12 protein-coding genes are annotated in these 12,619 nt (G+C 71.3%); 9 read left to right on the top strand and 3 right to left on the bottom strand.

Annotation, left to right across the window (positions count from 1 at the left end; translation table 11 throughout):
* Positions 1-72 precede the first annotated feature (72 nt).
* The 5 genes from AB5J50_RS46300 to AB5J50_RS46280 all read left to right on the top strand — a co-directional run bounded on the left by AB5J50_RS46300 (position 73) and on the right by AB5J50_RS46280 (position 5,199).
* Positions 73-567, top strand: coding sequence for an FBP domain-containing protein (locus tag AB5J50_RS46300; RefSeq protein ID WP_369264548.1), 495 nt, complete (start codon positions 73-75; stop codon positions 565-567).
* A 135-nt stretch (positions 568-702) separates the two neighbouring features.
* The gene (locus AB5J50_RS46295; RefSeq protein ID WP_369264547.1) at positions 703-2,643 is read left to right on the top strand and encodes a primary-amine oxidase; all 1,941 of its coding nucleotides are present in this window, start codon (positions 703-705) and stop codon (positions 2,641-2,643) included.
* The gene (locus tag AB5J50_RS46290; protein WP_369264546.1) at positions 2,636-4,045 is read left to right on the top strand and encodes an APC family permease; all 1,410 of its coding nucleotides are present in this window, start codon (positions 2,636-2,638) and stop codon (positions 4,043-4,045) included. The genes AB5J50_RS46295 and AB5J50_RS46290 overlap by 8 nt, the downstream gene beginning before the upstream one ends.
* On the top strand, positions 4,038-4,502 hold the full coding sequence (locus AB5J50_RS46285) for a hypothetical protein (RefSeq protein WP_369264545.1): 465 nt from the start codon (positions 4,038-4,040) through the stop codon (positions 4,500-4,502). The genes AB5J50_RS46290 and AB5J50_RS46285 overlap by 8 nt, the downstream gene beginning before the upstream one ends.
* A gap of 109 nt (positions 4,503-4,611) precedes the next feature.
* Positions 4,612-5,199: a TetR/AcrR family transcriptional regulator gene (locus tag AB5J50_RS46280; protein WP_369264544.1), complete on the top strand. Its 588-nt coding sequence runs from the start codon at positions 4,612-4,614 to the stop codon at positions 5,197-5,199.
* Positions 5,200-5,219: 20 nt separating this feature from the next.
* Here the strand turns inward: AB5J50_RS46280 and AB5J50_RS46275 are convergent, their stop codons facing one another.
* Complete coding sequence (locus AB5J50_RS46275) at positions 5,220-6,218, bottom strand: zinc-binding alcohol dehydrogenase family protein (RefSeq protein WP_369264543.1); 999 nt, start codon at positions 6,216-6,218, stop codon at positions 5,220-5,222.
* 123 nt (positions 6,219-6,341) lie between these two features.
* Here AB5J50_RS46275 and AB5J50_RS46270 point away from each other — a divergent pair, with 123 nt between their 5' ends.
* The gene (locus AB5J50_RS46270; RefSeq protein WP_369264542.1) at positions 6,342-6,956 is read left to right on the top strand and encodes an ABATE domain-containing protein; all 615 of its coding nucleotides are present in this window, start codon (positions 6,342-6,344) and stop codon (positions 6,954-6,956) included.
* 371 nt (positions 6,957-7,327) lie between these two features.
* Here the strand turns inward: AB5J50_RS46270 and AB5J50_RS46265 are convergent, their stop codons facing one another.
* Positions 7,328-7,924 carry a TIGR03086 family metal-binding protein gene (locus tag AB5J50_RS46265; protein WP_369264541.1) on the bottom strand — a complete coding sequence of 199 codons (597 nt, stop codon included), beginning with the start codon at positions 7,922-7,924 and terminating at the stop codon, positions 7,328-7,330.
* A gap of 117 nt (positions 7,925-8,041) precedes the next feature.
* On the opposite strand from AB5J50_RS46265, the gene AB5J50_RS46260 reads away from it, so the two are divergent.
* The 3 genes from AB5J50_RS46260 to AB5J50_RS46250 all read left to right on the top strand — a co-directional run bounded on the left by AB5J50_RS46260 (position 8,042) and on the right by AB5J50_RS46250 (position 11,851).
* On the top strand, positions 8,042-9,304 hold the full coding sequence (locus AB5J50_RS46260; RefSeq protein WP_369264540.1) for an aromatic acid exporter family protein: 1,263 nt from the start codon (positions 8,042-8,044) through the stop codon (positions 9,302-9,304).
* 109 nt (positions 9,305-9,413) lie between these two features.
* A complete protein-coding gene (locus tag AB5J50_RS46255; protein WP_369265698.1) occupies positions 9,414-10,472 on the top strand; it encodes a hypothetical protein in 1,059 nt (352 codons plus the stop codon).
* Between the two features lie 146 nt (positions 10,473-10,618).
* Positions 10,619-11,851: a lactonase family protein gene (locus AB5J50_RS46250; protein ID WP_369264539.1), complete on the top strand. Its 1,233-nt coding sequence runs from the start codon at positions 10,619-10,621 to the stop codon at positions 11,849-11,851.
* Here the strand turns inward: AB5J50_RS46250 and AB5J50_RS46245 are convergent.
* Positions 11,819-12,544 (bottom strand): DUF2470 domain-containing protein, encoded by a 726-nt coding sequence (locus tag AB5J50_RS46245; RefSeq protein ID WP_369264538.1) that lies wholly within the window; start codon positions 12,542-12,544, stop codon positions 11,819-11,821. The two genes, AB5J50_RS46250 and AB5J50_RS46245, sit on opposite strands and share 33 nt — an antisense overlap.
* Between the last annotated feature and the right edge of the window lie 75 nt (positions 12,545-12,619).

The following is a 12,619-nucleotide window of genomic DNA, read 5'->3' as shown; positions in this document are numbered from 1 at the left end:
TAGCTTCGGACAAAACCTAGTACCCCTAGGTTTTGTCGACGCCAGCGCACCGCTTCCCAGGAGGACTCCCCCATGAGATCACTCACCGAGCAGGACATCCGCAACTCCTTTGTCAACTGCTCCAAGGGAGAGGCCAAGCGGCTCGCGATACCCCATGATCTCGACGAACTCCCCTGGGACGACCTGGACTTCCTGGGCTGGCGGGATCCCGGGGCTCCCGACCGCAGCTACGTCGTCACCGAGCGGGACGACACTCTCGTCGGCATCACCCTGCGCTTCCCCTCCTCCCAGCGCGGGTTCCTGCACCGCAGCATGTGCTCGCTGTGCCTGACGACCCACCCGGGCAACGGCGTCTCGCTGATGACGGCACGCAAGGCGGGCGCGGCCGGCCGCGAGGGCAACTCGGTCGGCGTCTACATGTGCGCCGACCTCGACTGTTCCCTGTACGTACGCGGCAAGAAGGTCCCTCAGTCGGGAAGCCGCTTCGAGGAAACCCTCACCGTGGAGGAGCAGATCGCCCGGACGGTGCGCAATCTCTCCGCGTTCCTCGAGAAGCTCATGGCCTGAGTCGCCATGCGGAGGTGACGGGCGACTTGTTAACCACGGGGAAACTGGGGCGCGAGCCCGCGGGAAACATGAGTGGCGCATTTTTTCTCTACGGACGTAGAAGAAAAAATGTCGCACCGCTCCCCTGGAGACTTCATGAGCACTCCGCCCCACCCGCTCGACCCGCTGACCCCCGAGGAGATCTCCGCCGCACGCGACGTCCTCCTCGCGGCGGGCCTCCTGACGGACACGACCCGGTTCGCCTACCTCGGCCTGGAGGAACCGGCCAAGCAGGACCTGCTCGGCCGTACACCGGACGCCCCGGTCGAGCGTCGAGCGCGCGTCCTGCTCCAGGACACGGCCGGAGCACCGGCCCATGACGTGGTCGTGTCGCTGTCCCGCGCGTCGGTGCACCGCGACCGCGTCCTGGACCCCGTTACCGACGGCCAACTCCCGGTGCTGGACGAGGAGTTCGGACTTGTCGAGGAGATCCTCGCCAAGGACGAACGGTGGCTCGCCGCCCTGCGGGCCCGGGACCTGGACGTGGCGCAGGTCCGGGTCGCGCCGCTGTCCGCCGGCGTGTACGGCGACGAGTACCCGCAGGAGGCCGGGCGCCGCATCCTGCGCGGGCTCGCCTTCGTCCAGGAGCACGAGAAGGACCACGCCTGGGCCCACCCCGTCGACGGCCTCGTCGCCTACGTCGATGTCATCGGCCGCACCGTCGACCAGGTCGTCGACCTCGGCCCCGTCCCGATACCCACCGAGTCCGGCAACTTCGACGACCCGGCCGTCACCGGTCCGCTCCGCACCACCCAGAAGCCCCTGGAGATCACCCAGCCCGAGGGCCCCAGCTTCACCCTCGACGGCCATCTCCTGCGCTGGGAGAACTGGTCGCTGCGCATCGGCTTCGACGCCCGCGAAGGTCTGATCCTCCATCAGATCGCCTTCGACGACCGGGACAAGGGACGCGAACGGCCGCTCATCCACCGCGCCTCCATCGCCGAGATGGTCGTCCCGTACGCCGACCCCTCCCCCGTACGGTCCTGGCAGAACTACTTCGACACCGGCGAGTACTTGATCGGCCGCTACGCCAACTCCCTTGAGCTGGGCTGCGACTGCCTCGGCGACATCACCTACCTCGACGCCGTCATCGCCGACGAATCCTGTGCTCCGCAGACGCTCACCAACGCGATCTGTCTGCACGAGGAGGACTACGGCATTCTCTGGAAGCACACCGACCTGTGGGCGGGCTCCACCGAGACGCGCCGCCAGCGCCGTATGGTGCTCTCCTTCTTCACCACTGTCGGCAACTACGACTACGGCTTCTACTGGTACCTGTACCTCGACGGCACCATCGAGTTCGAGGCCAAGGCCACCGGCGTCGTCTTCACCTCCGCGCACCCGGGCGGCGACTACCCCTACGCCACCGAGATCGCGCCGGGTCTCGGCGCCCCGTACCACCAGCACCTGTTCTGCGCACGGCTCGACATGTCGCTCGACGGGAGTGCCAACCGCGTCGAGGAGGTGGACGCCGCCCGGGTGCCGATGGGCCCGGACAACCCGCGCGGCAACGCCTTCAGCCTGCGCCGTACGCCGCTGACCAGGGAGAGCGAGGCTCAGCGCAGCGCGGATGCCTCCGTGGACCGCGTCTGGCACATCTCCAACCCCACCGAGCTCAACCGACTCGGCCATCCGGTCGGCTACGCGCTGTTCCCCGAGGGCAAGCCCACTCTGCTCGCCGACCCGGCGTCGTCCGTGGCCGCGCGCGCCGCGTTCGCCACCAAGCACCTGTGGGTCACCCGCTACGACCCCGCCGAGCGCTACCCGGCCGGGGACTTCGTCAACCAGCACCCGGGCGGCGCCGGGCTGCCCGCCTATACCGCCGCCGACCGTGACATCGACGGCCAGGACATCGTCGTCTGGCACACCTTCGGCCTCACCCACGCACCGCGCCCGGAGGACTGGCCGATCATGCCGGTCGACTACACCGGCTTCAAGCTCAGGCCGGTCGGCTTCTTCGACCGCAACCCCACCCTCGACGTGCCGCCCAACGCCTCTGCCCACACCGCCTGTTCCACGGGGAGCTGCCATGAGTGAACAGACAGAGGTCGTCGAGACCGGCACCGCACCCGTGTCCGGCCTGCGCGGCTCGGTCGGGGTCGCCGGGATCGTCTTCCTGGTGGTCGCCGCGGCCGCCCCGCTCACCGCGATCGGCGGCGCGCTGCCGGTGATGCTCGCCATCGGCAACGGCCCCGGCGTGCCCGCCGCCTATCTGGTCGTCGCGGTCGTGCTGCTGCTCTTCAGCGTCGGTTACGCGGCGATGAGCCGGCACGTCGTGGACGCCGGCGCCTTCTACTCGTACGTCACCGCCGGACTCGGCAGGGTCACCGGCACCGGAGCGGCTGGGCTGGCCCTCCTCGCCTACAGCGCCGTCCAGGCGGGCGTCTACGGCCTCGCGGGCACCACACTCGACGGCCTGGTCGTGAAGTACCACGGCCCCGACCTGCCCTGGTGGCTGTGGAGCGGGCTGCTCCTCGGCTGTGTCGCACTGCTCGGGTACCGCAACATCGACGTCGGCACGAAGCTGCTGTCGGTACTGCTGATCCTGGAGGTCGGCATCGTCGCGGTGGTCGCGGTCGCCGTACTGGTCAAGGGCGGCGCCAACGGCATCGACCTCACCTCCTTCACCCCGGATGCCTTCACCACCGGATCGCCCGGGATCGGCGTGATGTTCGCCGTCGCCTCGTTCATCGGGTTCGAGGCGACCGCGATCTACGGCGAGGAGGCCCGCGACCCCAAGCGCAGCGTCCCGAAGGCCACTTACCTCGCGGTGATCCTGATCGGGGTGTTCTACGCCCTCTCCAGCTGGGCGGTGGTGCTGGCCGTCGGCAGCGACAAGGTGCAGGAGGCGGCGGGCAAGAACACCTCGGGGCTCGTCTTCGCGATCGCGGAGCAGTACGTCGGCTCGGCGGCCTCCGACCTCATGGAAGTCCTCCTGCTCACCAGCCTGTTCGCCGCGCTGCTCGCCTTCCACAACGCCATCGCCCGCTATCTGTTCTCGCTGGGCCGCCAGGGCAGCGCCCCCTCGGTGCTCGCCCGCAGCCATGCCCGGCACGGTTCGCCGCACACCGGTTCGCTGGCCCAGACCGTCTCGGCGGTGGTGATCGTCGGTGCGTTCACGCTCGCCGGTGCCGACCCCGTCCTCGACCTCTTCACCTGGATGAGCGGGCTGGCCACGCTCGGGATCCTGGTCCTGATGATCCTGGTGGGCGTGGCCGTCGTGGCCTACTTCGCCCGCACCGAGGTGGACCGCCGGCCGTGGCACACCAGGGTCGCGCCGGTGCTCGGCGTCGTCGGCCTGGCGGTCGTCCTGTGGCTGGTGCTGGACAACTTCACCACGCTGATCGGAGGTTCGGCCTGGCTGGCGCACGCCTTCGAGGCGCTGGTCGTGCTCGCCTTCGCGGCGGGCGCGCTGTCCGCGGTGCGCCGTCGTGCATGAACTGCTGTGGGTGACCGGTCTGGCGGGCGCTGCCCTGTGCCTGGCCGGTCACCTGCCCGGTCCGGTACGGCGGTGGGGTCCGCACGCGGTCGCGCTCGCCGCGATGACGGCGACGGCCCCGGGAGCGGGCATGCGTGAGCTGCTGTTCGCCTGCGCCGCCACCGCTTCGGCCTGCGCGTGGAGCGCCCGCGGCGGGTGCGCCGCCCGCAGCGTCGACCTGGCCGTGATGGCCGTACTGACGGCGGCGATGATGCCGTCCCACGGGCCGCACACGCACGGCGACGGTTCCTGGCCGCTGCCCCTGTTCTTCCTCGCGTGCTGGGCCGTCGCCCGGGCCGGGGCCATGCTGTTCACACGGATCTGGCGTGACGTTCCCGCACCGCCCGGCCGCACCCCGCTGCTCGGCGAGACCGGCGGCCTGCTGATGATCGCGGGGATGGCCGGAATGCTCGGCTGACCACGGACGAGGTCGCGGAGGTGCTCGCGGTCTTGGCTAAGGTCGAGTTGAACGAAGGCCAGGCTCGCAGCGGCCAAGGACGAGGACCGGGACGAGGGGCGACACGCGGATGCCGAAGATCGTCGACCATGACGCACGACGTCGGCAGATCGTCGAAGCCGTGTGGGCCCTGATCGCGCGCCGCGGTCTGGACGCGGTCACCATGCGGGACCTGGCCTCCGAGGCCGGCTACTCCAACGGCGCGCTGGCGCCGTACTTCCGCAACAAGGACGAGATCCTCCAGGCCGCCTTCCAGCACGCGTTCGAGAGCACCAACACGCGTGCCGAGCAGGCCATCGGGGGCGCGAGCGGTCTGACCGCTCTGCGCAGGCTCTGTCTGGAGATCATGCCCCTCGACGAGGTCCGGCTCATGGAGGCCCGGGTGGTCATCGCCTTCTGGGACCGCGCACTGCACGACGAGCGGATGGCCGACGTGCACGAGCAGGCGGTGTGCATCTGGCGCGACCAGATGCACACCTACTTGCGGCAGGCCCGCGAGGCGGGAGAGGTCACCGCGACGACGCCGGACGAACCCGTCATCGACACCCTCCTGGCCACCCTCATGGGGTTCCAGATCAACGCCCTGCTCGCTCCGCACACGACCGGCGCCCAGCGGCAGGAAGCGGTCCTCGAAGGGCTCCTCGGCACTCTCGCCTGAGCCTCATGTCCCCGGCGGTGTCAGTTCTCCCCGACGGCGAGCACGATCTTGCCCCGGTTGTCGCGTTGCTCCAGGCGCTCGTGGGCCGCGCGCGCCTGGTCCAGCGGAAGCACGGTCTCCACCGGTACGCGGTACGTGCCGGCCGCGACCCGATCGGCCAACTCCCGCAAATCCTCTCGGGGGTCGTAGCCGTGGATCTGCCGATTGGTGAGCTGGAAGCCGAGGATGGTTACGTTCTTCGGATAGAAGTCGCGAGTGTCGATCGTGCTCGGCTCCAGCGCGACATTGGCGAGGGCCACCACCCGCCCGCCGTGCCCGGTCTCGCGCAGGCTGCGTCCGAAGGCGGGGCCACCGACGGTGTCGAGCACGACGTCCGCGCCGCGCCCCTCGGTCAGCCTGAGCACCTCGTCGACCTCGGCGTCGTCGGGGTGCGCGGAGGTGTCGAGGGTGACGTGGGCGCCCAGTTCCGCGGCCCAGGCGGTCTTCTCCGGTGAACCGGCGACCGCGATGACCCGGGCGCCGGTCTCGGCGGCGATCTGCACGGCCGCGCTGCCGACCCCGCTCGCGGCGGCCTTCACCACCACGGTGTCGTCCTTGGTCACCTTGGCCAGGTGGCGCAGGCAGTACCAGGCGGAGAGCCAGGCGACGGGCAGGGCCGCGGCCTCCGTCAGTTCCACGCCGTCCGGCAGGACGGTCACCTGCGTGGCCGGTACGACGGCGAACTCGGCATAGAAACCGGGGGCGTTCACGCCGTCCAGGGCCATGACCCGTTGCCCGACACGGAGGCCGGTCACGCCCTGCCCGACTGCGGCGACGATTCCGGCCGCCTCGACGCCCGGGATCAGCGGTGGCCGTCCGGCCCGGTGGTAGAGCCCGGCGCGGACCAGCGCGTCCGCCCGGTTCACGCCCGCGGCGGCGACCTTCACCAGCACCTGGCCGGGCCCCGCGACGGGGTCGGGCACCTCCACCGGTACCAGCACCTCGGGCCCGCCGAACTCATCGATCCGCACCGCACGCATTCCCGTACCCGCTTTCTCATGGCGACGCCGGGTACCGCTCCCCACCCGGGAGTGGTGACACCGGTTCAACTGGTGTCACCATGCGACACCACATGAACCAGTGTCAAGCGCTAAGCTCGGGTCATGACCAGCCCCGCCCCCGACCCGATGTCGGCGTTCCCCTTCATCGGCGGCCGCCCGTGCCTGAACTTCGTCGCCACGCTCGGCAGACGCCACGGCGACGCCCCCTTCGAGCGGCTCCCCGACACCGGCGCCCTCGCCCGCTGGATCTCCGAGGCGGACCTGCGGGCCGGGGCCGACGACGCGCCGGCGCGGGTCACCGAGGGCGACCTGGCATACGCCCGCACCCTGCGCGAGGCCCTCTACCGCCTCGTACGCACCGCGATGGACTCGGCCGCCCCGGACCCGGCCGATGTCGCGCAGGTCAACGAAGCGGCCGCCCGTGCCGACCTCGCTCCCCAGCTCGGCGAGGGGGACGAGGGCCCGCGGCCACCCCTGCGGTGGAAGGCCGCCGATCCCGCCCCGGCGGCCCTGGCGACCGTGGCCCGGGATGCCGTTCTCCTCGTCGCCAGTCCCCTGCTGGCCAGGGTCAAGGAGTGCGAGAACCCCGGCTGCTCGCTGCTCTTCCTGGACGACTCCCAGGCCCGCCGCCGCCGTTGGTGCTCCATGGACCGCTGCGGCAACCTCGCGAAGGTGGCCGGTTACCGGTCCCGCAGCCGCGCCGCCTCCACCCGGTGAAGGTGGATGAGGATGTCGTGGCTGCGGCCGAGCGCGATCCTGAAGTCCGGGCCCGGACAGTCGGTGCCGACGAACCGGGTCGGCCGTGTCCGGTCCAGCCACTCCCGGGCCGGTGAACCGACCTCTCGCAGGTCGACGTAGTCGCGGTAGCGGACCTGGTCCAGCGTCGACTCGCGGATGCGGGCCGGTGCCGTTTCATGATCCGAGGGTCCCGTGCGGGGCTCCGGCGGACCATCCGACAGGCCTCCGTATGGGGGCGGGGAAAACCTCGCGGGCGGCCCTGTGGTTTTCCCCCAGCCCGCTTTCCCCGGCCGGCCTCATCAGTCGGCTTTCCCCTCCCGTCGGCGTTCCTCAGCCCCGACGGGAGTACGTCAGGACGCGGCGGGCGTCCAGTGCGGGTCCCGGCCGAGGAAGGCGAGCAGCGCCTCGGCCCTGCTGTGCCCCTCGGACACCTCGCGGGCCGCGGCGAACACCCCGAACGAGTCCCGGAGATGATCGGCGAGCCGCACCGCCGCGGCCCAGATGCCCTCGGCCAGCTCCTCGTCCAGCGGCGCGTCCTGGCCCGTCGCGACGGCGATGTCCCAGGCGTGCACCGCCGCGTCCATGGCGCCCGCGGCGGCGGCGAGACGCGGCGGCTGCGGCCCCAGTGGGGTCGCCACCTCTTCGGTGCCGGCGGGCAGTTGCGCGTAGGTGTCGGCGACGTCCCGCAGCACCTTGTCGAGCCCCGCCCGCGCGTCGGCGTCCAGCGCGTCGACGGGGTGGAAGGGGTCCGAGTCGGGCCATCCCGCGCCGGTGATCGCGGCACCGTACGCCTGCTGATCGAGTCGCGCGTGGTTGAGGACCTGGCGTACCGTCCACTCACTGCACGGCGTCGGTGAACCCCATCCCCTCTCCGGTACGGCCGCGACCACCTCGCGCAGGTATGTGTGTGCCCGCGTCAGCAGTTCGACTCCCTCGACATTGCTCATCCCCTGGTCCCCTCCTTGTGCCTTCCGGCTGATGAGAACAAACTAGGCCGACTCGCGGACAGAAACGGTCCGCAATGAAAACGTTCGGCACAGCTGTGGAACGGGAAAAGCCCAAAGATGCAAGAGGTACGTGGTGAGTGGGCGACGTCCGTCGCCCGGTTGATGGAGCGGCGCCGGGAACCCGTGGTCGTCCAGACGCTGCGGTCGGCGGCCGCGGCGACGATCGCGTACGTCGTCGCCCTGCACCTCAGCCCCGAGCCCGCGCCGCTCACCGCACCGCTGACCGCGCTGCTGGTCGTGCAGGTCACCGTCTACGCCACGATCACCACCGGAATCCGGCGGGTGAACTCCGTGGTGGCCGGCGTCGTCATCGCCATCGTTTTCAGCAGCCTCGTGGGGCTGACCTGGTGGAGCCTGGCGCTGATCATCGTCGCCTCACTGGCCGTGGGACATCTCGTACGGGTCAGCGAGTTCGTGCCCGAGGTGGCGATCAGCGCCATGCTGGTCCTCGGCGTCACCAGAGTGGGCGACACCGCGTGGGCGCGGGTGCTGGAGACGCTGATCGGGGCCCTCGTGGGCTTCGCCTTCAATCTGGTGCTCGCGCCGCCGGTGTGGGTGGAGGAGGCCGGTGAGTCCATCGAGGACCTGGCGCGCCGGATGCGCCAGTTGATGCTGCGCGTCGGTGAGGAGGCCGCCGGCCACACCCCCTTCGAGCTGGCTGCCGAGCGGCTGCACGAGGCGCGCCGCCTCGACCACGACATCGTCGAGGTCGACGCGGCGCTGCGGCAGGCCGAGGACAGCCTGAAGCTCAACCCGCGCGTGCGCGAGGGACTGCTGCACCGGGTGGTGCTGCGCACCGGGCTCGACACGCTGGAGATCTGCACCGTGGTCCTGCGCGTCCTCTCGCGCAGCCTCACCGATCTCGCCAAGGAGCGCGAACCCCAGCCGCTGTTCGAGCCGCAGGCCGGGGCCGCCCTGGAACAGCTCCTGTCCGAGGTCGCCGACGCCATCGTCAGCTTCGCCGTCCTGGTGACCACCGATGTGAGCCAGAGCGCCGCGTCGGCCGAGGAGCGGCTCAGCGCGGAACTCACCACGGCGGCCGCCACCCGCGACAAGCTGGCCCAGCTGTTCCTCGAAGAGGTCCAGCGGGACGCCCGTCAGTGGCAGCTGCACGGCGCCGTCCTGACGGAGGTCAACCGCATCCTCGACGAGCTCGACACGGAGCACCGCACCCGGCGGCTCCTGGAGGAGCTGGACCGCTGCACCCGCGAGGAGCGCGAACGCCGGCCGCACCTCACGCGCCTGCGGCGACACCTGCGCGTACCGCGGCGACTGCGCCGGAAGCGGAACCGCCCCGCATCCTCTCGACGTTCTCAGTGAGGAAGCGGTACGACATCGCCTGAGCCGTATGACGCCGTGGATCGAGACTCGTCCGATGGCGTGGATGCGGGACGACGTCGACCGGGCGATACGACGAGGGGGCGGGCGGATGACCGAGGGCACCGTGCGGATCGACGGGAACACCCTGCGGCTGCCGGGCGGGGTGCAGGTCCGGTTCATCCGGACTCTGCGGCTGCCCGAGACGGGCACGCACGCGCTGCCTCCGGGGCTCGGCGAGTTCCCGATCCGGCGCGTCGAGGACTACGCCGACACGGTGCCCGCCGAGTGGCGGGCGCGCGGCGGTGTGATGCTGCCGGTGTATCTGCGCGAGGCCATGTGGCTGAGTTTCGGCGGGACATCGGAGCCGGCCGCCCTGCAGGTCGGCGTGGGCAAGGTGTGCGCGGTCTCGGGCAAGCCGTGGAGTTCCCGGCTCACCAGGGACCCCCAGAACTACGTGGTACTGCCCCGCCAGCCGTGGCTCGACGGCATCAACTCCGGAAAGGGGACCGTCCGCCAGTTCGTGGCGGTGCCTCTCGGCCTGGGCGCCACCGTCGAGGGTCAGGTCACCGGCGAGGAGGTGTGGGGCGGCGTACAGCTGCAGTCGTTCCCGCTCAACGACCGGGAGCTGGCCGCGTGGCGCGAGGCGGAGCGCCGCAGGGCCGAGGAGCGCAGGGAGATGACCCTGTCGGCGGGCGGCTACGGCGCCGCGTTCCCCATGGCCGCCCCGGCCGCGCCGGGTGCCGCTCCGCCCCCCGTGGGCGGAGTGCCGGGGCGTCCGCGGAGCGCTCCGGCGATGGGACTCGGCGTCGGCGGTTCGATGCGCCAGGAGGTCTACCGGGACGACCGGCCGCTGAAGTCCTGGGCCAAGAAGCCGGCCGGGCGCGTCTTCGTCCATCTCGTGACGCCCCCGGAGTGGCGCCGCATCACAGGAGAGGCTCCCCCGCCGTCCCCGGTGGACCGCGCGGCCTACACCCGGGCCGGGCTCCCCTGGTTCGACTACTACGACCAGGACGCCACCGACCTGGCCCCCACGGACACGCTGGGCTCGGTGCAGCCGGTCGGCGACTGGCTCGGCGACGATCACGAGCCCTGGCAGCAGCCCTCGCCCCACCAGGTCAAGCCGCTCAAGGACGCGCCGGGCAAGCCGGTCGAGGACGGTGACTGGTAAGCGAGGAAGAGGCAAGGACAGAGAAGGAACAGCCAAGGCAAGGTCGTTGCACAGAACGCAACGACCGTTGCCGGTCTTGCACTTCATGGGTCTCTCACGCCAAGGTGGCTGTCACAGCTGAGGCAACCGACACCCGAGGTGCAGGCATGAGCAGTGGTGCAGAACCGGCGCGGGGCCCGGGCGGCGGCTGGACCAGGCGCCGCTTCGTGGGCGCGCTGGCGGGAGCCGCCGCCGTGACGACGGTCCCGGCACCGGCCGCACCCAAGGCGGACCCCGCGGCAGTCCCGACGGCACCCGCGGCATCCACAGCGCCGGGCGCCGACGCCTCCCCGCCCCCCACTCACCGCTCCGGCCCCCGCCCGCTGTACCTCGGCACCTACACCTCGGTCGACGGCGGCGGCACCGGGATCGGTCTCGCCACCTACGACCCCACGACGGGCCGGATCACCGGCACCGGCACGGTCACGGGCGTCGGCAACCCGTCGTATCTCGCGACGCATCCGGACGGCCGCACGCTGTACACGGTCAATGAGCGGGACGAGGGGGGCGTGACGGCCGTACGGCTCGCGAAGAACAAGGTGCTCGGCACACGCGGCACCGGCGGCGCGGGCCCCTGTCATCTGTCGGTGCATCCGAGCGGGCACTGGCTGCTGAGCGCGAACTACACCTCGGGCAGCGTCGCGGTGCACCCCATCGACGCCTCGGGCGCGCTCGGCGAGCGCACCGACCTGGTCACGCACTCCACACCGGCACCCGGCCCGGGTCAACAGGGCCCGCACGCCCACCAGTTCGTCACCAGCCCCGACGGCGGCCATGTACTCGCCGTCGATCTGGGAACCGACACCGTCTACAGCTACCGGCTGAACCAGTCGAAGGGCACGCTCACCGAGGTCTCCCAGGCGCATACACGGCCGGGCGCGGGCCCGCGCCATCTCACGTTCCACCCCGGCGGCCGTCACGCCTATCTCGCCAACGAGGTCGACAACACGGTGGTGGTCTGCGCCTACGACCAGGCCACCGGCAGGCTCACCCCGGGCGACCCGCAGTCCACGGGCACGGGTGAGGGCACGAGTTACCCGGCGCAGATCCTGGTGACGTCGAACGGGTCGTACGCCTATCTCGCCAACCGCGGCCACAACAGCCTGACGCGCTACGCGATCGAGGCGGACGGGGCCCGGCTGAGGCTCCTGGACACGGTTCCGGTCGGCGGCGACTTCCCGCGCCACATCGCGTTCTCACCGGACGGGCGGCTGCTGTTCGCGGCGAACCAGAGATCGAGCACCGTCAGCGTCTTCCACGTCGACAGCGGGAGCGGCGAACTCCGGCTCGCGGGCGAGCCGTTCGCCTCACCCGTCGCCGTCTGTGCGCTGCCGCTGTAGCGCGCGGGGACAGGACGCGGCGCTCGCCTGCGTGAGCAGGACGTGCATGCGTTCCGTGAGCGAGGTGACATCGTCGGCGGGCGCATGGAAGGGCAGGCGTACGTCGCCGTTTCCTCGCGCCCGTTCGATCCGCAGCGTGAGTCCGTGACGGTCGACGGCGAGCGGCTGGACGCGCACCGCGCCGCGCAGGCTGTCCGGTTCGACGAGGCGGGTGAGCCGCTCGATGGCGTCCGGGTGGGCGTCGGCGAGATGGGTGAGCAGCTGGGCCTCGGCGATGGCGAGGGGGTCGGGCTCGGCGTCGGCGAACTCGTCCAGGTCGAGCACGACCGTTCCGGACGGCTGGCGCAGCACCGCGCGGGTCGGCCGGAACGCCAGGTGGCCGTCCTCGGGGATGAACCAGCCGGCGAGCCACAGGCGGGCGCGGATCCGGTTGCGTACCGGAACCGGCGCGACATCGGCGAACTCGAGGACGGCGGACGGCTCGCCGCGCGGCGCGCAGATCGCGGCGGCGAGCAGCGCGCTGTCCTCCGGCACGTGCAGGAGCACCCGGCCGTCCACGGCGACGGTGTGCGCGCCGACGAACTCCTCCCGGCCGCCCTCGGCGGTCACCGCGCAGGACCATGCCGCGGCGAGTACCGAGCGGGCGCGTTCCGCCGCGGCAGGCGCGGCCGTCCAGGTGTGACGGTCACCCATCAGTTCCTCCTTAGGTAAGGCTTGCCTAACCTATCGAAGATCCGGGTGTACGCCAACCACGCCTCGCCATCTGTG

The sequence above is a fragment of the Streptomyces sp. R35 genome (assembly GCF_041053035.1).
In the GTDB taxonomy this organism is placed as follows: domain Bacteria; phylum Actinomycetota; class Actinomycetes; order Streptomycetales; family Streptomycetaceae; genus Streptomyces; species Streptomyces lutosisoli.
Note: the sequence above shows the minus strand (reverse complement) of the source record. Positions and strands in the feature narration are given on the sequence as shown.

Coding starts and splice junctions, on each gene's coding strand:
- AB5J50_RS46300 (WP_369264548.1), top strand. CDS start 73: ATGAGATCACTCACCGAGCAGGACATCCGCAACTCCTTTGTCAACTGC.
- AB5J50_RS46295 (WP_369264547.1), top strand. CDS start 703: ATGAGCACTCCGCCCCACCCGCTCGACCCGCTGACCCCCGAGGAGATC.
- AB5J50_RS46290 (WP_369264546.1), top strand. CDS start 2,636: ATGAGTGAACAGACAGAGGTCGTCGAGACCGGCACCGCACCCGTGTCC.
- AB5J50_RS46280 (WP_369264544.1), top strand. CDS start 4,612: ATGCCGAAGATCGTCGACCATGACGCACGACGTCGGCAGATCGTCGAA.
- AB5J50_RS46275 (WP_369264543.1), bottom strand. CDS start 6,218: ATGCGTGCGGTGCGGATCGATGAGTTCGGCGGGCCCGAGGTGCTGGTA.
- AB5J50_RS46270 (WP_369264542.1), top strand. CDS start 6,342: ATGACCAGCCCCGCCCCCGACCCGATGTCGGCGTTCCCCTTCATCGGC.
- AB5J50_RS46265 (WP_369264541.1), bottom strand. CDS start 7,924: ATGAGCAATGTCGAGGGAGTCGAACTGCTGACGCGGGCACACACATAC.
- AB5J50_RS46260 (WP_369264540.1), top strand. CDS start 8,042: ATGCAAGAGGTACGTGGTGAGTGGGCGACGTCCGTCGCCCGGTTGATG.
- AB5J50_RS46255 (WP_369265698.1), top strand. CDS start 9,414: ATGACCGAGGGCACCGTGCGGATCGACGGGAACACCCTGCGGCTGCCG.
- AB5J50_RS46250 (WP_369264539.1), top strand. CDS start 10,619: ATGAGCAGTGGTGCAGAACCGGCGCGGGGCCCGGGCGGCGGCTGGACC.
- AB5J50_RS46245 (WP_369264538.1), bottom strand. CDS start 12,544: ATGGGTGACCGTCACACCTGGACGGCCGCGCCTGCCGCGGCGGAACGC.